At 66.4% G+C, this 19,922-nt stretch carries 17 protein-coding genes; 12 read left to right on the top strand and 5 right to left on the bottom strand.

Annotated features, from left to right (window positions below; translation table 11 throughout):
* Positions 1–184: 184 nt before the first annotated feature.
* Positions 185–970: a hypothetical protein gene (locus ACPXB3_RS13060; RefSeq protein WP_425727831.1), complete on the bottom strand. Its 786-nt coding sequence runs from the start codon at positions 968–970 to the stop codon at positions 185–187.
* A gap of 476 nt (positions 971–1,446) precedes the next feature.
* On the opposite strand from ACPXB3_RS13060, the gene ACPXB3_RS13055 reads away from it, so the two are divergent.
* The 6 genes from ACPXB3_RS13055 (at position 1,447) to ACPXB3_RS13030 (ending at position 7,198) form a co-directional block, all read left to right on the top strand.
* On the top strand, positions 1,447–1,935 hold the full coding sequence (locus ACPXB3_RS13055; protein ID WP_425705214.1) for a CarD family transcriptional regulator: 489 nt from the start codon (positions 1,447–1,449) through the stop codon (positions 1,933–1,935).
* Positions 1,936–1,952: 17 nt separating this feature from the next.
* Positions 1,953–2,669 carry a 2-C-methyl-D-erythritol 4-phosphate cytidylyltransferase gene (gene ispD, locus ACPXB3_RS13050; protein ID WP_425727830.1) on the top strand — a complete coding sequence of 239 codons (717 nt, stop codon included), beginning with the start codon at positions 1,953–1,955 and terminating at the stop codon, positions 2,667–2,669.
* On the top strand, positions 2,666–3,148 hold the full coding sequence (ispF, locus tag ACPXB3_RS13045) for a 2-C-methyl-D-erythritol 2,4-cyclodiphosphate synthase (RefSeq protein ID WP_425705216.1): 483 nt from the start codon (positions 2,666–2,668) through the stop codon (positions 3,146–3,148). The genes ispD and ispF overlap by 4 nt, the downstream gene beginning before the upstream one ends.
* An 11-nt stretch (positions 3,149–3,159) precedes the next feature.
* Positions 3,160–4,554, top strand: a complete 1,395-nt coding sequence (gene cysS / locus ACPXB3_RS13040) for a cysteine--tRNA ligase (RefSeq protein WP_425705217.1) — start codon at positions 3,160–3,162, stop codon at positions 4,552–4,554.
* Positions 4,554–5,504 carry a 23S rRNA (guanosine(2251)-2'-O)-methyltransferase RlmB gene (rlmB, locus tag ACPXB3_RS13035; RefSeq protein ID WP_425705218.1) on the top strand — a complete coding sequence of 317 codons (951 nt, stop codon included), beginning with the start codon at positions 4,554–4,556 and terminating at the stop codon, positions 5,502–5,504. The genes cysS and rlmB overlap by 1 nt, the downstream gene beginning before the upstream one ends.
* A gap of 116 nt (positions 5,505–5,620) precedes the next feature.
* Complete coding sequence (locus tag ACPXB3_RS13030) at positions 5,621–7,198, top strand: carboxylesterase/lipase family protein (RefSeq protein ID WP_425727829.1); 1,578 nt, start codon at positions 5,621–5,623, stop codon at positions 7,196–7,198.
* 15 nt (positions 7,199–7,213) lie between these two features.
* Here the strand turns inward: ACPXB3_RS13030 and ACPXB3_RS13025 are convergent, their stop codons facing one another.
* The 3 genes from ACPXB3_RS13025 to ACPXB3_RS13015 form a co-directional block, all read right to left on the bottom strand.
* Positions 7,214–8,041 carry an alpha/beta fold hydrolase gene (locus ACPXB3_RS13025; protein WP_425705220.1) on the bottom strand — a complete coding sequence of 276 codons (828 nt, stop codon included), beginning with the start codon at positions 8,039–8,041 and terminating at the stop codon, positions 7,214–7,216.
* 223 nt (positions 8,042–8,264) lie between these two features.
* Complete coding sequence (locus ACPXB3_RS13020) at positions 8,265–9,059, bottom strand: hypothetical protein (protein ID WP_425705221.1); 795 nt, start codon at positions 9,057–9,059, stop codon at positions 8,265–8,267.
* Entirely contained in the window at positions 9,059–10,420 is a 1,362-nt protein-coding gene (locus tag ACPXB3_RS13015; RefSeq protein ID WP_425727828.1) for a hypothetical protein, read from the bottom strand. Before ACPXB3_RS13015 ends, ACPXB3_RS13020 begins: the two co-directional genes overlap by 1 nt.
* Positions 10,421–10,751: 331 nt before the next feature.
* On the opposite strand from ACPXB3_RS13015, the gene ACPXB3_RS13010 reads away from it, so the two are divergent.
* From ACPXB3_RS13010 to ACPXB3_RS12985, 6 genes are all read left to right on the top strand, one after another.
* Positions 10,752–11,027, top strand: a complete 276-nt coding sequence (locus ACPXB3_RS13010; protein WP_425727827.1) for a hypothetical protein — start codon at positions 10,752–10,754, stop codon at positions 11,025–11,027.
* Between the two features lie 134 nt (positions 11,028–11,161).
* Positions 11,162–11,674, top strand: a complete 513-nt coding sequence (locus tag ACPXB3_RS13005) for a DUF2599 domain-containing protein (RefSeq protein WP_425705224.1) — start codon at positions 11,162–11,164, stop codon at positions 11,672–11,674.
* 250 nt (positions 11,675–11,924) lie between these two features.
* A complete protein-coding gene (locus tag ACPXB3_RS13000) occupies positions 11,925–13,886 on the top strand; it encodes a hypothetical protein (protein WP_425727826.1) in 1,962 nt (653 codons plus the stop codon).
* Between the two features lie 68 nt (positions 13,887–13,954).
* Positions 13,955–15,430: a hypothetical protein gene (locus ACPXB3_RS12995; RefSeq protein WP_425727873.1), complete on the top strand. Its 1,476-nt coding sequence runs from the start codon at positions 13,955–13,957 to the stop codon at positions 15,428–15,430.
* Positions 15,427–17,037, top strand: coding sequence for a glycosyltransferase (locus ACPXB3_RS12990; protein WP_425705227.1), 1,611 nt, complete (start codon positions 15,427–15,429; stop codon positions 17,035–17,037). Before ACPXB3_RS12995 ends, ACPXB3_RS12990 begins: the two co-directional genes overlap by 4 nt.
* Positions 17,034–18,701, top strand: a complete 1,668-nt coding sequence (locus ACPXB3_RS12985; RefSeq protein ID WP_425705228.1) for an ArnT family glycosyltransferase — start codon at positions 17,034–17,036, stop codon at positions 18,699–18,701. Before ACPXB3_RS12990 ends, ACPXB3_RS12985 begins: the two co-directional genes overlap by 4 nt.
* 26 nt (positions 18,702–18,727) lie before the next feature.
* On the opposite strand, the gene ACPXB3_RS12980 is transcribed toward ACPXB3_RS12985, so the two are convergent.
* Positions 18,728–19,813 carry a beta-mannosidase gene (locus ACPXB3_RS12980; RefSeq protein WP_425727871.1) on the bottom strand — a complete coding sequence of 362 codons (1,086 nt, stop codon included), beginning with the start codon at positions 19,811–19,813 and terminating at the stop codon, positions 18,728–18,730.
* Between the last annotated feature and the right edge of the window lie 109 nt (positions 19,814–19,922).

Here is a 19,922-nt window from a genome sequence, read left to right as displayed (position 1 = left end):
ATGGCCTTCGAGCCCATCGGCAGCGTCAAGGCGTCCCCCGACCGGTCCACGACGACTGCCGCGTCCTGCGCGGCTGAAACTCGGCCGCACCCTTCCGGAACCGTCGACCGCACAACGCCCGCGGGGCCGCGTCCATATCGGACACGGCCCCGCGGCTGTTGTTGTGGTTCTTCGGGTTACGGACTCAGTGTCCGCCCTGGCCCTCGGCCTCCTGGCCCCCGCCGACGGGACGGTCGAGCATGCCCGCCGCCACTGCGGCATCGGTCTTGATCGTGCCGGCGTCGGCCCACGTCCCGTTGTCGTCCTGAACCTGGAAGTAGAACGTGAGCTCGGTCGTCAGTCCGGCGGCCACCGACTTGCCGGCACCGCTGACCGAGGCGGTGATCACCGACTCGTCGACCACCGGGGCGCCCGGCGTCGTCGCGCCGGTGGTGGTCGTCGGCGAGGCGCTCGACTCGGCCGTCGTCTCGCCGGCACTCGCCTCGGCAGTGCTGCTCTGGGTGGAACCGTTCTGGGTGGAACCGTTCTGGGTGGAACCGTTCTGGGTGGAACCGTTCTGGGCGGAACCGGCCGACGTCGTCTCACTCGTGCCGCTCGCGCCCGCGGGGATGTTGGCGGTGCGCACCGCGGTTCCGGGCGCGAGGACCGGTTGACGGCCGATCGTCACCGCGGCCGACGCCGGTGCGCCCTGCTGGGTGACGGCGATCTTCGTCAGCTTGTAGGTCTTCGTGGCGCTGCTGTTGACGACCGTGAAGGAGACGTCGAACGGTCCGCCGTTGTTGAACACGTCGGCGGCCTTATCGGCCGGGTAGATGATCTGCACATCACGGACCTCGACGTTGTCCCACGTCGCGGTCGCGCTGCCGCCGTTGACGGCCGGGAGCTGATTGGCTGTCTGCGAGATCTGGCCCGCACCACAACCGGTGGTGCCCAGGGCGATAGCGACACCCGCAGCCGCGATGGCGGTCACCGACGCCAACCGTCGTGCAGTCGAAGGTCGTCGCCGAAGTCGAGTTGGCACGGACACCCGTTCCTCCCAGGTAGTCGAACGCATGAACACAGCGGACCATGAACACAGCCGACCATGAACCCGGTGGACCATGAACGCACTGGACAAGCCCTGCACTACGCAGCGTAGTGGGCGCGGGTCACAAAATCCCGCCGGGGTGCCGGATTGGTCGCACGGGCCGGTCGCGGCCGGTCGGCGCGCACACCCGCAGGCCGCCTCGACGGGTGGCCGGCGAGGCTGTCGTGACGGCCTCCCGCCGCGCCCGGACATCACACGAATGCCGCTGCTGCGCAGACTCCTAACCCCCGCACGGCGGTGCGCTCTCACCTGCCCAAACGGCATGCCCCGATGCCCATCATGGCCTTGACCTGCGCCGTTGTCTGGGGGGTCCGAGGCGTCCGTGTTAGACTGGCCATACTCGAAAGGGGCACGGAACATTGAATTTCAAAGTTGGCGACACCGTTGTCTATCCCCATCACGGTGCTGCTCTGGTCGAAGACATCGTGATTCGTACCATCAAGGGCGAACAGATCGAATACCTGGTTCTCAAAGTCGCCGACGGTGACATGACCGTCCAGATTCCCTCATCCAAGCTCGAGTACGTCGGGGTTCGTGACGTCGTGGGTCAAGAGGGTCTCGACCAGGTTTTCCAGGTTCTCCGCGCCCCACACACCGAGGAGCCCACGAACTGGGCCCGCCGGTTCAAGGCCAACCAGGAAAAGCTGATCTCCGGCGACATCATCAAGGTCGCCGAAATCGTTCGCGACCTCTGGCGTCGCGAGCAGGACCGTGGCCTGTCGGCGGGTGAGAAGCGCATGCTGACCCGCGCCCGTCGCGTCCTCGTCGACGAGCTCTCGCTCGCGCAGAACACCGACGACGAGAAGGCTTCCATCATTCTCGACGAGGTGCTCGCCGCGGCGTCCTGAGACGTCACCGCCACCCTGTGACGGAACCACCTGAATCCGCTGCTCCCGGGCCGCGACCGGATGTCTGTGTCATCATTCCGGCCGCAGGCTCGGGAGTACGGCTCGGTGAGCAGTCGCCCAAGGCGTTCGTCGAACTCCACGGACGAACCATTCTCGAACGCTGCGTCGATCAGATCTCCGGACTCGACGCGGCCGTCGTCGTCGTCGCACCCGCCGATCTCGTCGGCGAGGCACGCTCGCTGCTGCCACCGCAGATCCGCGTCGTGGCCGGCGGTGCCCATCGCTCCGAATCGGTGCGCGCCGGACTCGCCGCGGCCGGCGACGCGCAGATCATCCTCGTCCACGACGCCGCCCGGCCACTCACCCCGGCGAGCGTCTTCCACCGCGTCATCGACGCCATCAGAGCGGGCCACCGGGCGGTCGTTCCCGGTCTGCCCGTGGCCGACACGCTCAAGGCCGTCGAGCCGATCGGTGACGATCTCGCGCTCGTGACCCGCACCGTCGACCGCGAACCACTCCGTGCCATCCAGACACCTCAGGGCTTCACGCGCGAGGCGTTCGTCGCCGCACACGCCGACGACGCCGGACTGGCCACCGACGACGCCGGACTCGCCGAGCGGGTCGGTATCCCCGTCCACGTGGTGTCCGGACATCCGATGGCCATGAAGATCACCACCCCGTGGGACCTCTCGGTCCTGCGCCGCGTCCTGCACTCCGGAGAGGTCGGTTCATGAGGGTCGGTATCGGCTCCGACGCCCATCGCATCGCGCCCGGCGCGCCGTGCTGGATGGTCGGCCTGCACTTTCCCGATGACGCAGGCTGCGAAGGTCATTCCGACGGCGACGTCGGCGCGCACGCGCTGTGCGACGCGGTGCTCTCGGCGGCCGGGCTCGGCGACGTCGGGTCGGTGTTCGGCACCGGCCGTCCCGAGTGGGCGGGTGTGTCCGGCGTGCAGATGCTCGCGCACGTCGCCGATCTGGTCGGCCACGCCGGACTGCGCGTCCTCAACGGCTCGGTGCAGGTGATCGGTAACCGTCCCAAGATCGGGCCGCGGCGTGACGAAGCGCAACGGGTGCTCTCAGCGGCACTGCGGGCGCCGGTGTCGGTATCGGCGACAACGACCGACGGGCTGGGCATGACCGGGCGGGGCGAGGGGATCGCGGCGGTGGCGACGGCGTTGGTCGGCGACGATTCCCCCGGTGGCGCCGGGTAGAATCGCACGTCGTGACCCTGCGCCTATATGACACCGCCGCCCGGGAGGTGCGCGACTTCGTGCCCCTTCGTGATGGGCATGTGTCGATCTACCTCTGCGGCGCCACCGTGCAGGGGGTTCCGCACATCGGTCACGTGCGCAGCGGCATCGCCTTCGACATCCTGCGCCGGTGGCTGCTCCACCGCGGCAACGACGTCCTGTTCGTCCGCAACATCACCGACATCGAGGACAAGATCCTGCGCAAGGCCGCCGAGGCCGGCCGGCCCTGGTGGGAGTGGGCGGCGACGCACGAGCGTGAGTTCTCCGCGGCCTACGACGCACTCGGGGTGCTTGCGCCGTCGGGGGAGCCGCGCGCCACCGGCTTCATCACCCAGATGGTCACCTACATGGAGCGCCTCGTCGAGCGCGGACACGCCTACGCTTCCGACGGGAACGTCTACTTCGACGTGGCCAGTCAGCCCGACTACGGTGCGCTCTCCGGGCACAAGCTCGACGACGTCCACCAGGGTGAGAGTGCGGGCACCGGTAAACGCGATCCGCGCGACTTCACCCTGTGGAAGGCGGCCAAACCCGGCGAACCGTCGTGGCCGACGCCGTGGGGCGCCGGCCGCCCCGGCTGGCACCTGGAATGCTCGGCGATGGCGACGTCGCTACTCGGTGCCGAGTTCGACATCCATTGCGGCGGTATGGATCTCATCTTCCCGCACCATGAGAACGAGATCGCGCAGGCCCATGGCGCCGGCGACCGGTTCGCCCGGTACTGGCTGCACAACGGCTGGGTGACCATGGGTGGGGAGAAGATGAGCAAGTCGCTGGGTAACGTGGTGTCCATTCCCGCGATGCTCGCCCGGATGCGGCCGGTGGAGCTGCGCTACTACCTCGGCAGCGCCCACTACCGGTCGATGCTGGAGTACTCCGAGGGCGCCCTGACCGAGGCCGCTGCCGGCTATCGCCGCGTCGAATCCTTTGTGGAGCGGGTGCATTCGCGAGTCGCCGAGGTCGGTGTCGGGGAGCTGCCTGCGGAATTCGCCGCCGCACTCGACGACGACCTGGGGGTGCCCGCGGCGCTTGCGGTCGTGCACAACACGGTGCGTCACGGCAATACCGCACTCGAGGGTGGCGACGGGCCGGCTGCGCTGAAAGCGGCGTCGTCGGTGCGGGCGATGCTTGCGATCCTCGGCGTCGATCCCCTTGACCCGCATTGGCGTTCCGATGCGGTGGACGACTCGGCCGTGACCTCGGCACTCGATGTACTGGTGCGTGCCGAACTGGCCCGCCGGGCCCGGGCCCGCACCGAGAAGGACTGGGCGACCGCCGATGCCGTGCGCGACCGGCTGGCCGAGGCAGGCGTCGAGGTCACCGACACCCCGGACGGGGCACAATGGAGCTTGAAAGGTCGGGAATAATGGCCGGAAACTCGAAACGCAAAGGCGCCGTACGTAAGTCCGGCAGCAAGAAGGGGCAGACCGTAGGTTCGGGTGGGCAGCGTCGCCGCGGACTCGAAGCGCGCGGCGCCACCCCCAAGGCCGTCGACCGTTCGTATCATCCCGCCCACAAGCGGGCCAAGGCCGCGACGACGTCGACCGGACGCGGCAAGTCGCGGGCCAAGGACGACGGACCCGAATATGTGCTGGGCCGCAACCCGGTCGTCGAATGCCTGCGCGCCGACGTCCCGGCGACCGCGTTGTACGTCGTCACCGGCAGCGACCCCGACGAACGGGTCGCCGAGGCGGTCAAGCTGGCCGGCGACCACGGCATCTCGATCCTCGAGGTGGGCAAGGGCGAGCTGGACCGGTTGTCATCGAACGGCATGCACCAGGGAATCGCGTTGCAGGTGCCCGAATACCGGTATGCGCACCCCGACGACCTGATGCGCGATGCCCTCGACAGCGGCACCCCACCGTTGCTCGTCGCCCTCGACAACATCACCGACCCGCGCAACCTCGGTGCGGTCATCCGCTCGGTGGCGGCCTTCGGTGGCCACGGGGTGCTCATCCCGGCGCGCCGCAGCGCATCGGTCACCGCCGTCGCGTGGCGCACCTCGGCCGGTGCGGCGGCCCGGCTGCCGGTCGCGCAGGCCCCGAATCTCACTCGCACCCTCAAGGATTGGGCCGCCACCGGCGCGCAGCTGGTCGGACTGGACGCCGAGGGCGACGTCACCCTCGACGACTATGACGGCAGCGGGCCCACCGTCATCGTCGTCGGCTCCGAGGGCAAGGGACTCTCGCGGCTGGTCCGCGAGAACTGCGACTCGATCCTGTCCATCCCGATGGCCGGCGACGTCGAGAGTCTCAACGCCTCGGTGGCGGCGGGCGTCGTGCTCGCCGAGTTCTCCCGCCAGCGCCGCGTCGGGTAGTCGCAGACCGGCGACGCTTCCCGGATCGGTAGACATCTTCCCCGGAAACCGTGAGTGAAGTCTGACCGATCCCGCGGAGGTGGCGACGTCGCGACCGCGCGGTAGATTCGTCAGTCATGGGATCACGGGGTACACGCATGGACACCAGGGTGAGGACCGCCGAGGGGATCGTGTCGGGAGTCCGGGGGCGGCGCGCCCGCCGCGGCACCGTCAGCTGGCTCGGTATCCCCTATGCCGCGCCCCCGGTCGGCGGCGGACGCTTCGACGCCCCGCAACCGGTGCATCCGTGGCCGGGGGTGCGGCGCTGCGAGGCCTACGGGCACGCCGCGGTCCAGGACAAGTTGCTCACCGCCGTCGGCCTCGGCCGGTTCCAGACGATGAGCGAGGACTGCCTCACCCTCAACGTCTTCGCCCCCGACACCGAATCGACTGCACCCCGCCCGGTCATGGTCTTCATCCATGGCGGTGCCTACATCCTCGGTACCGCCGCCACCCCGCTCTACGACGCCGCGCACCTGGCGCGTTCGCAGGACGTCGTCGTCGTCACCATCCAGTACCGGTTCGGGCCGTTCGGGATGCTCGACTTCAGCGCGTACTCCACCCCCGAGCGGCGCTTCGACGAGAACCCGGGCGCCAAGGACCACATCGCGGCGCTGCAATGGGTGCAGCGCAACATCGCGGCCTTCGGTGGCGACCCGGCCAACGTCACGATCTTCGGGGAGAGTGCCGGCGGCTCGTCGGTGCTGTTGCTGCTCGCCGCGCCCGCCGCACGCGATCTGTTCGTGCGGGCCATCGCCGAGAGCCCGGCCGCCGACCTCGTGGTCGGCAAACAGAGCGCGGCCCTGTTCGCCGACGAGTTCCTGCGCATCCTCGCCGACCCGACCCGCCGCAACACCGACGCGACGAGCCCGCGCGAACCGATCGACCCGCACGAGGCGGCCCGTCTGCTCGACGCCGCCTCACCCGACGACATCCACCGGGCCGGACAACGGCTGATGGGCTTCGCCCGCCACGCCGACACCCCTGATCCCATCCCGTTCGGTCCCGTCTACGGCGGCGAGCTGTTGCCGCAGGCCCCGCAGGACGCGGCCCGCGACGGCAACACGGTGCCGGTGCCGCTGATCATCGGCACCAACCGCGACGAGGGCGAACTCTTCCGCAAGTTCTGGAACGTCCTACCCGACCCGCAACGCACGCTGCTGCGCGTGGAGGACGAGGCCGCCCGCGACGAGATCGTGAACCAGTACAGCGGGGGCGCCGCCGACACGGTTCGCCTGGCCGCCGACGGGGTCTTCTGGGCACCGGTCACCGGCTTCGCCGACGCGCACCGCGCTGTCGCACCCACCTACGTCTACCGCTACGACTTCCACACCCGGCTACTGGCCGGCGTCGGCCTCGGCGCCACCCACGCCACCGAACTGTTCGCGGTGTTCGGTGCCTACCGGATGCCGCTGTTCGCCGCGCTGGCCGCCGGTGACTGGCGTGCCGCGAGCGCGATGGTCGACGAAATGCAGTCGCGCTGGGGCGATTTCGCCCGCGGTCGGCCACCCGGGGCCGATTGGCCGCGCTACGACGGTGATCGCCGCCCGGTGCTCGTCCTCGACCGCGTCAGCCATGTCGAGGAAGACCCGGACACTCACCGGCGGCAGGCGTGGGACCGCGGCCGTCAGATCCTCGTCACCAGTGCGGGGTAGTGGCCTCGCAACCCCTCACAGCACCCACTGGGTCGGCGGGTCCGACATCAGGAACGACAACACGAGCGGATTGAACAACTCCGGCGACTCGACCGGCAGGATGTGCGTGCCCGGCAGCACCGCCAGCCGGCCCCGCGGCAGGGTGCGCGCAAGGGCCAGGCTCTGTTCCAGGCGGACGACGCCGCGGTCGGCGGCGACGACGAGAACCGGCGCCTGCACCGATGCGAACTCGGCGACCGCGAAATCCGGGCCGTTCAGCAGGAACTGTTCGGTCTTGGCGTAGATCGCGTCGAAATGTTCGGGACCGTCCGGACTCTCCGTGTCGTAGGCCCCGCGCAGGAACTCGACGAGGCCCGCCTCCCGTCCGGTCAGCGCGGCGAAGAACTCCGGCGCGTCGCGACCCTCCGCGTTGAGGTAGTTGCAGGTCATGACCACTCGGGACACCAGATCGGGGCGATCGCGCGCGATGAGCAGCGCCAGCACCGAACCGTCGGCCCAGCCGACGAGATTGGCGGGTTGGCCCACCACGGTCTCGAGGTAGCCGACGATCTGCGCGGCCATCGCGTCGATGGCCCAGGGGCCCGCCACATCCGGGCTGTGGCCGTGACCGCTGCGTTCGGGGACGAACACGTGCAGCCCGGCGTCGATGAACCCGGCGATCTGCGGACCCCACGTCGATGCCGACGCGAATGCGCCGTGCAGCAGCACCGTCGGTGTGCCTGCCGGGTCCCCACCCACGAAATGCCAGATCAGGTCGCCGCCGATGTCGACGTACGTCCCGGCCCCGACCTGATCTCCGGCGTGGATCGTCGCGGCGGTCATCGGACCGGTCGGAGACGGCATGCCGCGGCGTGGTGCGGGTGGGACGTGGGGGACATGGGCCCCATGCTTCCAGAATCGCCACGGCCGAGGGAGAACGTTCGGGATTCAAAACGGCATCGGTGCCCGGATGGGCGCCGATGGCGCTCGCCGGCGTCGTCCCCCCGACCACTGTCCGGCGCGCGAGTTGCCGAACGATATGGAGCCTCTCAAGAAGACCGTGGATGCGTGAGGCCGGACTCTCGCACTACTCCGCTATGGCGGACGCGCCGGTGAATCGATCCCGTGCACGGCCATCGCCGAGTTCACCCCGCTCTTCCGGATGTCGCAGGTAGTGCCTGAGGATGGAGTACAGGGGAACAGCGCCGACAGCCAGCAGGTCCGCATTCACACGGAGTGGTTCCGCGGCGCCAGTTGACGTGATCGAGAGATCCGCGTTCTTCTGTCCGGCTACCGCCTCGATTGAGGCGATGTCGTCCCAGGAGGCGATAGCAGAGTTCTTGAAACTGACGACGCCGATTTGCTTGGGGGTGCAGATAATACGGGGGAATTGTAATCTGCGGTTCGCAAATAGGGCACCTAGTACTAGGAGAAAGAGGCCGATCGCGCCGACCACAAAGGGGAACACCAAACCTTGACCCTTGGTCATGGGAAAAGACAGCGCATGCGATGGAACACCATAGGCGAACACCCCGCAGCTGGATGCACCGAAAACGACTATCGCCATGTATCCCGATCGAAAACTCGTCGACGTGCCGATCGTGAGTGCTCCGGTGGGTCCCTGAGTCAACGATCCGGCGCGAATATCGGTGCGATGACGTTGCAAAACGACCAGCAACGACAGCGCGGATACTGATGCGAATGCTGCTGCGGCGCAAAGGTAGAACGTACAGTATAGGAATCGCCCTTCTGTTACCGCCCGAATTCCGTGATAAGTCCAATACAGAGCAATGGTCCCAAAAACTGCGACCAAGGCCGCGATGGCTCTCGACTGACCCCGGAGCGCATTCCAGCCCTCAGGGATCGGTTCGAGTTCTTGCATCAGTAACAGACCGCCTTTCCGAGTTCGGATCCTAGCCAGCCGAAGCCCCATGAACCGACCGCTGCACCGCCGGCCGCGGTGGCGACATCCAAATAGGGGACCGGAACCATCGCCCCCAGTGCGCCGAGCCCCCAGCCGCCCGCGACGCTAGCGGCCCCGGATATGCCTGCCTGGCATTTTGCTTCGGGTGTTTCGGCAACAGTCACGTCGTACAGGGCTGTCCCGACCGCAAGAGCGGGACCACCGAACTTCGCGCCATAGTGGAGGTCTTCGACGGTCGCCTTCGTCAGCGTAGGTAAGCCCTTTTTCAGAGCATCGCCGGTTCCTGTTTCGACGCCAGATATTACTCCGCCCGCAGTTGTCAACGCAGGGTGCGAGAAGAAATTGCTGTCCGCCGGAATGGGTTTGGGATCCTTTCCGACAGGGAATACCATGCCCGACTGGGTTCCATCTGGATACTTCATTGTTTGAACCAGGGTTCCGTCCGCGTATGTAATCGAAGTGACGTCGGCATTGAAGTCGGTTTTGTATACCCTGGTTGTGGCAACAAGTTTGCCACTTGGGTCGAAATCTTCCTCGACGTACATCGGTCGTTTAGTGCTTGAGCCGGCATATGTTATGGTTTCTGTGAATACCTTTTTGCTGCCGTCCTGCATGTGCAACGTCTTGGTAGGTTCACCCTCGGCATTGGTGCCCGTTTCGGTGCCAGTGATTGTTATTGCCGCATCTTCATCACGAATATGCTGTTGATACATCTGGCCTGGAAGACTCAATGGATTCGGGACGTCGGACTGGGGTTCTGGTGTTGCTGAACCGGTTACAAGCTCCATCAAGTTCGGATCATGTTGAACATACCCGGCCTTCTTCGCTGCAGTCTGCAAGCCGGTGGCTAAACTGTGGTCCGCCGCGCCCATGGTAATGACGTCAGAGTTGAGTTGAATCTGGAAGTCGTTGCGTAGCTCCATATTTTCGCGGAGTTCGTCCGACGACATCTCCACCGGATTCAGCAGAACGACCCAACCGTCAGTTACGTGGAACTGGCCAGCCTCGATGTCGGCGACTTTGTCGAGAAGGTTCCGTTTAGCGGTGGTGAGAGCGTGATAGCCTGTCTCCAACGCGCCGGCGAGGCCGTCTGCGAGGTCGCAGACCTCGGCCCCTTCACGTCTCGCTCGCCCGAATGCTTCGACGGCGGCCGTATGCGCGGTGCCCTCCCACGCCCGCAGAGTCGGTAGGGCATCGCAATTCTTCGAGATATCGACCGCAGCCTGCTCACTTGCCACACCCTGTATCCGCAGAGCGATTGGCGTGGTGATGAGCGCGTCGAAATTCCATGACATGAGGCGGGGACGGGAAGGGATCATGAGGGGAACGTCTTCCTGAGCACGTCGGCGAACTCGTCGTCGGCAACTTGATACGAGTTTGCAGAACCCGTGCTTTGTCGGCTAACGTGCTGTAATCCCCCGCCATTCGGTCACTCACGTCACCCGCGAATGGGTCGACCATCCGCGCAGCCCACAGTGCTGAGGACCCCGGCATGCCAGCGCACGCACCAGCGATGGACCCGCGCGGACTATTGGACTTGATCGTCGCGGCAGCGTTGACTGTTTGAGACGCGAACAACCTCAGGACGTCTGGATCTACCAGCAAAATAATCCCCCATATCTGTCAAGACATCCAACATAGCAGGCAGCTATGTCGACGGTTCAGGTGCGTTTGGCCTTGGCATGGTCTGATCAGTGTCGTCTGGCCGTAACCTGGTCGAGTCGGCGAATCGCAAAAGCTTGCGAGGAGGAAGTGCCGTCGATGGTGGCACTTCAGCGTGAATGGACACTGACTGCCGAGCTCTCCACTGGCGGCGCCAGCCAGGATTGCCTGGCTATCAATCGCCGGCAAGAATGGCAGGAGATCTGGCTTCTGGTGTCGGGAGGTTTGGTTAACTTTGTCGCGCGCGGGTGGCTGTCGGACTGAGATTCTTACTATCGCATTCTCGCAAATGGCGCCGAAGTGGCTGATCAGATCGTTGCGATCAAGGCTGCGGGGCCAGCGTGAACGTGAGGTTCCTGGTAGACGAGCATCGCGCATCCGCGCCTATGCTCGTCAGAATGAATCGTCGTCCCTGGAACAGGGTGCCCGTCGCTGTCGTCGGTGTCGCCGTGGCGGCCACCTTGGCCGCGGGACTGTCGGCCTGCGGGGACGATTCGGCGCCTGCGCCGACGTCGGCCCCCGCCACCACATCTGTGGACACGACACCGACGTCGTCCGGGGACGAATCGGGTGCGGCCAGCCCCACGACCGATCCGGTGTACCGGCCGCCGTATGTCGATCACGTCGAGTGGGTGCAGACGCAGGTGGGGCCGAGTCTGCAGATCTACCCGACCCCCTCGGGCCGCAAGACCACCTCCACCGACGGTGCCGACGTCGCATGGTCGGAGGTGCTGGCGTTCGCGCGCAACGCCGATACTCCCGGCATGCGAGCGCAATTCGACTGTCATTGGACCTACGCACGCCTCGTCGATCCGGACAAGCCGAGCTGGAACATCGAGCCCGATCGGCCGGTCGTGTCCCAGCAGGAGATGGTGGCCACGCGCTGCAATCCGGGCGGCCCGGAGGAGTAGCCGCGCCGGCGGTAAATCGTTTCGCCTCGCGGCGAGATCTGTCGCTGTCGGCGAAATAGCGCAAGCGCTGGCGGCAGGACGTTGCGCAGGGTAATCGGGGAACCGAGCGAGATGGTGAGTGCGCATAGGCGCGGGCCCAATCCGTGCAACCGACGATTTGCCGATAGTGTCGGCTCTCGTAAGAATCGACCATCGTGAGAACGACGAGCGATCGCGCCCATCGGGACGAACGCCGACCGTGAAGGAATTCATGACCGCGCGTACATGTATCGCCGTGACCATCCGCACCATTGCGGTGAGCCTGCTCGTCCTCGGGCTCGGGGCCGGGCCCGGGAGTATCGCCGACGCGGCGCCGGGCGATCCGCCGGCCCCGTTGTCCCTGAAACAGATCGGTGCGTCGCCGACGATCACGTTTCCCGGCCAGCAGGGTGAGGTGCCGCTGTCGATTCCGGTGCCCGACAACCTGTCCCCAGATGTCCTGCGCGGTGTGGTGACGCTGCCGTCCTTCGTCACTGGCGGCACGGTCGACGTATTGCAGGGCACGCGACTCATTTCGCGAACGCAGATCCCGAACATTCCGAATGCCCCTATCGCACTGCCGCTGCGGGGCGTGACCACGAACGGCAATGCCGCGGACATCACGTTGCGTGACTACCTGACCGTCCAGGGCACCTGCCAATTCGATCCCGACAACGCATTCACCATCGGGGATGCGACGGTGACATTCACCGGCCGCGAATCGATTCCGCAGACCGTCGCGCAGTTCTTGCCACCGATTCTTCGGCAACTCACCCTGGTCATCCCGGACGATGTACAACAGGCCGAGGGCGCTGCGGCTGTCGATCTCGCGGCTGCTGTCACCGCGCACTACGGTTCAGCCTCGGTCGGGGTGACGACGCTGGGGCGACCCCGTTCGGACATGTCACCACCGAGCGCACCCGGTCCTCTCGAACGTCAGATCGTGATCGATTCGTCGGCGCCGCCCGGCCTCAGCCTGCGGACCGGGTCACAGGGATCGGCGTACCTCGCTCTCGGTGGTCCCGCCGATCAGCTTGTCGCGCAGGCGCGATTCCTGACGAGCAACCTCGCGTCGATCGCCTTGAGCTCGTCGGCGGTCGCCGGCCCGCTCTACGACGCACCCCAACTCGCCCCGGACGTGACGACGCTCGCCGACCTGGGGATCGGGGATCAGGAGGTCACCTCCAACGACTGGCCGTCGATCTCGATCGGCATCGACCAGACCCGGCTGGGCCGCCCGTCCAAGAACATCCGGGTCCAGCTCATCGGGTCGTATGCTCCCGCCGGGGGCGACAACGCGGTGATATCTGTGCGCATCGGCCAACGCGTGATCGCCACCCTGCCGATCGACTCCTCGGGCAGCTTCAACAGTTGGGTCGATCTGCCCGACGACGCGGTGACCCGCAACACCGAGCTGACGCTGACCCTCGAGCGTGGCGGGGTGAGCGGGGGCTGCGGCAGCGGTAACCGCTCGAGTCTGTCCCTGAGTTCGGCCGGAGAGATCACCAGCGATGTCGCCGACCCGCCGCAACCCGCCGGGCTGGGGTCGGTGCCCGAATCGCTGATGCCGTGGACGAAGCTGGCGTGGACCAAGGGCGATGTCGGCGATGTCACTCGCGCCGTCGGCATCGCGGCCGGCCTACAGCGGCTCTCGGTGATCCCGCTGGGGTTCGACGTGGTGTCGATGGCCGACGCTGCGTCGTCCGATCAGCCCGCCGTGTTGATCTCCGCTGACGGAAAGGGCCTGCCGGCTCTGTCGTTGCCGGTGGGCTCCGCGGGCGGCACTGTCACCGTTCGTGCGGCATCCGGATCGTCGGCTCAGGTGACGCTGAACCCGGCGCTGCGGTACGGCTCCCTGCAGACCACCCAAGCCGGTGGCCGCACCGTCTTGGTGGCGTCCTCCACCGGCGACGCGTCTGATCTCGACGACCTGCTCCGGTGGCTCGGCGACGACAACCGCTGGACGTCGCTCACCGGTGATGCCCTGGTCAAGGTTCGTGACCAGCAGCCGATCTACGTCGACGCTGCCGCGGACGCCCCGCAGCCCGAGGCATCGTCGTCGGACTCCGGAACGGCTGCGACGGTCGGGATCATCGTCGGCGTGGTCGCCGCCGTGGCGATTGTGGCCGGTGGGGTGATCTTCGTGATCCGCCGGCGCCGCAGGCCGGGTGAGAACGACCGGGACGGTCGATGACACTCGCGCCCGGAGACGCCACGATCGCGCGGGCCCGACCGCCGGGACGACCCAGCGGTTGGGTGCAGATGGTGCGGTCACCGTCGATGGTGATCACACTGCGGTGGCTGGTGCTCGCGGCGCTCACCGTGATCGCCTTCCGGCGGACCATCGACTCGGTGATCCTGGAGATCAAGGCGTTGACGGTCATCGTCTACCTCCCGGTCCTGCTGGTGCTGGTCCTCATCGCGGCCATCGGAAAATCGTGGCGGCCCAGCTCCGAACCGCCGATCTACGACCGGCAGACCGATGTGATCGTGGGCTCGATCATCCTTCTGCTCGCGGTGTCGATGCAGGCCATGGTCGATCCACGCTATGCGCGGGCCTACCTCGCGATCCACGTGGACCTGCTGGCGCTCTGGTTGTTCGTACTCGGCGGCGCGATCATCCTGTTCGGCCTGCGGCCGGTGGCGCGATATCGCTGGATCTGGCTGCTGGCGTTGCTGATCTGGCCGGTTCCGATGCAGGTGGCGATCCTCGCGGCCGGGGGCAGCCCGGTCGCGGCCGGTGCGGTGATGGTCGTCGTCGGTGCCGGTGCGACGCTGATCGCCGTCGGTCGCACCCGACGTCGCGGAATCATCGGTGCGACGCTGTCGGCGGTCACCGGCCTTGCGATATTGATCGCGTTCGACGCCGTCGGCGGCGGCAACCACGAGATCCTGATCGTCGTCGTGCCCGCCATCGCCGCCGCACTGGTGGCGTCGTGTGCGATGTACTTCGACTATCGCAGGAGACATCGTCTCGGGTGGTCCCCGTTGGGCCGCAACGTGGCACCACCCACATCGGCCCGGGTACGTCGGCCCGGACTGTTGCTGGTCCTGGCGGCGATCGGCATCGCATTCGTCCCGGTGCCGGTGACCGGGACGAACGAGCCGAGTACCACCATCGGCGGCATGCCGGTCGGGGTTCCGCTCGTCCTGCCCGACGACTGGCGGCAGGAATCGGTCAGCAGCTACGACTGGGCGGACCGGTTGTACGGCTCCGGATCGGTGATGAACCGGCAGATGGTGGTGCAGAAGCAGGGCAGTCCGCAATTCGACAAGCAGTCGCATCCGCGGCGAGTGGCCGTCGACTCCGTCGACTCCGCGCACCCGCTCTCGCTGCAGACGTACTTCTATATTTTCCGCTACAACATGGTCGGTTACCGTTTCGCCACGACGGTGGAGGTCCCCATGCCGCACGGCGTGCGCGCGCGGATGACGACGGTTGTCGACGATGCGCGTTACCTCACCTACACGGTGGTGTCGTGGTGGTGGGACAACGGGAGCAAGACCCAACAGGTGATGCTCTGGGCGGTCGACAACCATGAGACCGACGCCTACTTCCCGCAACCGGCGTTCACGGTGACCCAGAATCTCAACACCATGTTCACCGTTCTCTTTCGCGGCAATGCGGCGATCCAGGACAGCACGCACACCTACAAGGACCGAGATCTGTTGGTGGGCTTGGCCGGTGGGCTCGTCGACGCCCAAGTGGCCCTCGCCGGCCGGGAGGGTGGCCGATGAGCATCGACGACGTCGGGCCGCGCAGCACGCCCGGGCGTGACGACGCCGACCGCGACCCGCGGAGCCGGTGCACCAGGCCGACCCGCGCTGTTGCCGACCTGCTCGTCGACGAGGACTATCGACAACAGGCCCTCTACGACGCGGTGGAACGTCTACGCGAGGCCGACGCCGACGCGTCGGCGTCGACCGCGTTCTCGCGGCCACAGAAATTTGGTGGGCTCGCCCTGCTCCTCGTCGTGATCGTGTCGCTGGCCTTCTTTCCGGTGACCACCGTCGCGACGCTGGTCGGCATTGCGACGATCGCCTACGTGGTCACCCTGATCGACCGGTTGATCATCTTCCGGCGTGGACTGGTCAACGGTGCGATCGCCGTCTCCGACGAGATGGCCCGCGCCCTCGCCGACGACGACCTCCCTCCCTATACGGTCCTGGTGCCGGCCTACGGAGAACCGGAGGTGGTCGGCGACCTGATCAAGGCGGTCGAATCGATCGAGTACCCACCCGACAAGCTGCAGGTGCTGCTGTTGCTCGAGGAGGACGACGAACCGACCATCCGGGCGGCACGCGCGATGGAGGACGAAGGCGGGGTGGTCACGGTGGTGCTCACCCCGCCGGCGCAGCCGCGCACCAAACCCAAGGCGTGCAACTACGGCCTGCACTTCGCCACCGGCGACATCGTCACCATCTTCGACGCCGAGGACAAACCTGACAAGCTCCAATTGCGCAGGGCGGTATGGGTTTTCCAGAACATCGGGGACGAGTCGGTGGTGTGCGTGCAGGGCAAACTCAGCTTTCACAACGCCACCGACAACCTGTTGACCCGCTGGTTCACCGCCGACTACGGCGTCTGGTTCGGGTTCCTGCTGCCGGGAATGATGGTCAGCCGTGCCCCGATTCCGTTGGGCGGCACGTCCAATCACTTCCTGCGCGACGTACTCGACGACATCGGGGCGTGGGACCCGTTCAACGTCACCGAGGACGCCGACCTCGGGGTGCGCATCGCCGACAGCGGATACCGTACCGCTGTCCTGGACTCGGTCACCCTCGAAGAGGCCAATGTCGATGCCATCAACTGGGTTCGGCAGAGGTCACGGTGGTACAAGGGCTACATGCAGACGTGGCTGGTGCACATGCGGCACCCGATCGCGTTGTGGCGCATCCTCGGTCCGGTCGCGTGGGTCCGATTCACGTTCCTCATCGCGGGAACCCCGCTGATCGCGTGTATGAACATGGTCTTCTGGCTGATCCTGGTCCTGTGGATCGCCGGCAAACCGCCCGTGGTCGCCGACCTGTTCTGGGGGCCGATCTACTACCTGTCGTTGCTGTCGTTGATCTTCGGCAACGGCGCGGCGCTGTACATGAACCTGATGGCGATCCGCGAGGACGACCGCAGCGAACTGGTGGTCTCCGCGCTGCTGGTTCCGATGTATTGGATGCTGATGAGCATTGCTGCGATCAAGGGCATGTGGCAGATCTTGGTCAATCCGTCGTACTGGGAGAAGACCGCGCACGGTCTCACCGGCGGTGGGGGACCGCCGGACACCGGTGGCGCCCGCGACGCCGGTTCGGTCGGGTCCGGCACCGAGCGCAAAGATCCCGATACGTGACGCGCAGCCGGGTGGTCTGGCTTTTCGTCGCGGTCTTCGCGACGTATCTCGGTGTGGGGCTGTATCTGGCAGTCGGTGTGCACCTGTACTTCGGTGATGCGCTGTCGCGGGTGCAGTCCGCGCAGGCCGTGTTGTTCAGTCGCAGTCCGCATCTGGCGGCCATCGGATTCGTGTTCACGCCGTTGACGGCGATCGCACAGCTACCGCTGACCGCGGTGACCCCGTGGATTCCGCAGATGACCACCGACGCGGTGTCGGCGGTGATCATGTCGGCGGCGTTCATGGCCGGATCGGTGGTCCAGGTGTCCGGGGTGGCACGCGACCGGGGCATCGATCCGGTGGTCGCCACGTTGGTCACCGCGTGTTATGCGCTGAACCCCATGATCATCCTGTACGGCGCCAACGGTATGAGTGAGGCACCGTACCTGTTCTTCCTGGCGTGGGCGGCGCGTCGGCTCATGCGCTGGGTCGACACCGACGACGTCCACGAATTGGCCGTTGCCGGAATCGCATTGGCTCTCGGCTACCTCACGCGCTACGACGGCGGAGCGGCGGCGTCGGTGGCCGCACTCGTGGTGGCCTGGGTCAGTTTCCGCCGGGCAGACCGAGAAAAACGCTTCAGCCGTACCGTGCTCGATGTGGTGCTCGTCGAGTCGCCGTCGGCCCTGGCGTTCATCGGCTGGGCATTCGCCGGGTGGCTCATCACCGGAAATGCGTTCGCGCAGTTCTCCTCCGAGTACGGCAACGCCTCGATCATCGAAGAGTCCGGTGGCAGCGGGTCCGATGGTGTGGCCGAGGCGCTGCGGTTCTCGATGACCGAGCTCGCGATCCTCGCACCGTTGCTTCCGCTGCTGGCCGTCATCGTCCTCGTCCTGCGTGCCAGACATCACCGCCTGTACGCCGTGCTGGTTCCGCTGGCCGTGATCGGCGCCGTGCTGCTGTTCCAGATCTACACCTACACACAGGGTTCGACGTTCGGATTCCTGCGGTTCTACATCACCGTGATCCTGCTGGCGGCGCTGGTCGCGCTGCTTGCGGTCCCGGCGCGACAGCAGGCGCCCTTTCGGCGGCTGGGGCCGCGCTCGGCCCTTCGGCCCGACTGGACCGGCGGGCCGACCCGACGATACGTGTTGTCCGGTGCCGTCGCCGTCCTCGTGATGCTGGTGTCGTTGCCCACCACGGTCTTCGGTATGAGCTCGCAGAAGTACGCACCGCAGGAGTACGCGCTGGCGTCGGTCGTGTGGCCGCGCCCGGACTCGGTGTCGCAGCGATACCTCGACGAGCGGCGGATCGTGCGTAGCTTCTCCACCGAAGCCGCCCTCGCGCACTACCTGGACTCGCTCGATCTGCCCGATGGCAGCGTGCTCACCGACACCGTCTATGGATTCGCGGTCGTCGTGCAATCGGTACGGCCCAAACAGTTCGTGATCCCATCGGATCCCGACTTCACCGAGATCCTCAACAGCCCCAAATCGGCGGGAGTGCAGTACATGCTGGCAGTCCCCGACGAGGGGCGTGGAGTCTCCGACGCACTCAACCAGCGGTATCCGACGCTGTATGACAACGGCGCACAGGTCGCAGTTCGGGTGCTCGACGTCCGCAACCAAGGTGCTGATCTCCCGGATTGGCGGGTATACCGGGTGACCGGCAGCAGCGCGGGCTGAGAGGCGACAGCTCGGGGGGCCTGCGCTCAGACGATCGCTCCGGCGACGACCCGCCACGCGGGATCGTCGTACCCGATGTCGTAGGTGCATTGGTCATTTCGGGGATCGGGGACGAAGGCCCATAACAATGCCCCCGCGACACCCGCTCGGCGGATGTCGGAGAACCGGATTCGGAGTTCGGTGGCACGGGTTGCCGTCGACCGGCACGCTCCGGCCCTGATGCCGAGTTCGTTGACGACGATCGGCTTACCTAGTCTGTGCGCCAGTGCGATTCGCGCACTCAAGTCGCTGCCCGCGGGTGGGACGCCCTCGTCGTTGCGATAGTCGTGGTAATCGAGCACGTCGATCTGTGGGGACTGCGCGACGAGATCCATGTCGGTACCGGCTGTGCCACATTGGTCGCCACCGGTGAAACCGGCGAACACAGGGTGGCCCCGATCGATGTCGCGCAATCGGCGACCCGCGGAGTCGAGAAAGTCGCGCAATACCTGGGCGGCACCGGATCCGCAGGTGCGTCCAGACAGGTCGCAACCGCTCGCGCTGCACGTGCTGGTCTCCGGTTCGCCGACGAGTTCCCAACCGGCGACCGAGGTTTCGGCAGCCCAGCGCCGCACCGCGATCGACATCCAGTCCGCATAGGTCATCCCGCCGATCGCGCGCGTGGTGAGCCAGCCACCGGCATACCACGAACGATCCTTGAACACGCCGTTCTCACAATCGCCTGATGAGCCGGTCAAGACCGGCAGTACCATCTGGCCGTGGCGTTTGGCCGCGGCGAACACGGCATCGAGGGGCCCGAAATCCAGTCCGCCGGTGTGCTTGTTGACCGCGAATGACGCATACAGGTTGAAACGGGTGAGTGCGCGCGGAGGCAGCTTGGCGAAATAGTCGTCGAGATCCACCTCCGCCCCGCAGCCGGTGTTCACCGCCCAGTCGGTGCCGAGCTGATAAGCGTTGAATCCGGAAGGCCACCAAGGGTTTCCGTTGAGACTCAGACCCGTGCTCGTGGTCTCGACTCTTGCGGCGAAATGGGTGTTCCCGGGCGCGGATTCGGGAACCGAGTTCAGATGGGTGCAAGCGCCGAGTCCGCAGACGACCAGGGCCAGCACCATGCTGATCACCGTGGTTCGTACGCGTGTGCGGGCATTCACCACACTTCGCAGGCTACTCCGAAGACCATTTTCGCGGAGTCAGAACTGAACTATGCCATCACGAAGTCGC

Source organism: Gordonia sp. DT219, from assembly GCF_049847065.1.
In the GTDB taxonomy this organism is placed as follows: domain Bacteria; phylum Actinomycetota; class Actinomycetes; order Mycobacteriales; family Mycobacteriaceae; genus Gordonia.
This window is presented reverse-complemented; position numbering and strand designations above follow the sequence as displayed.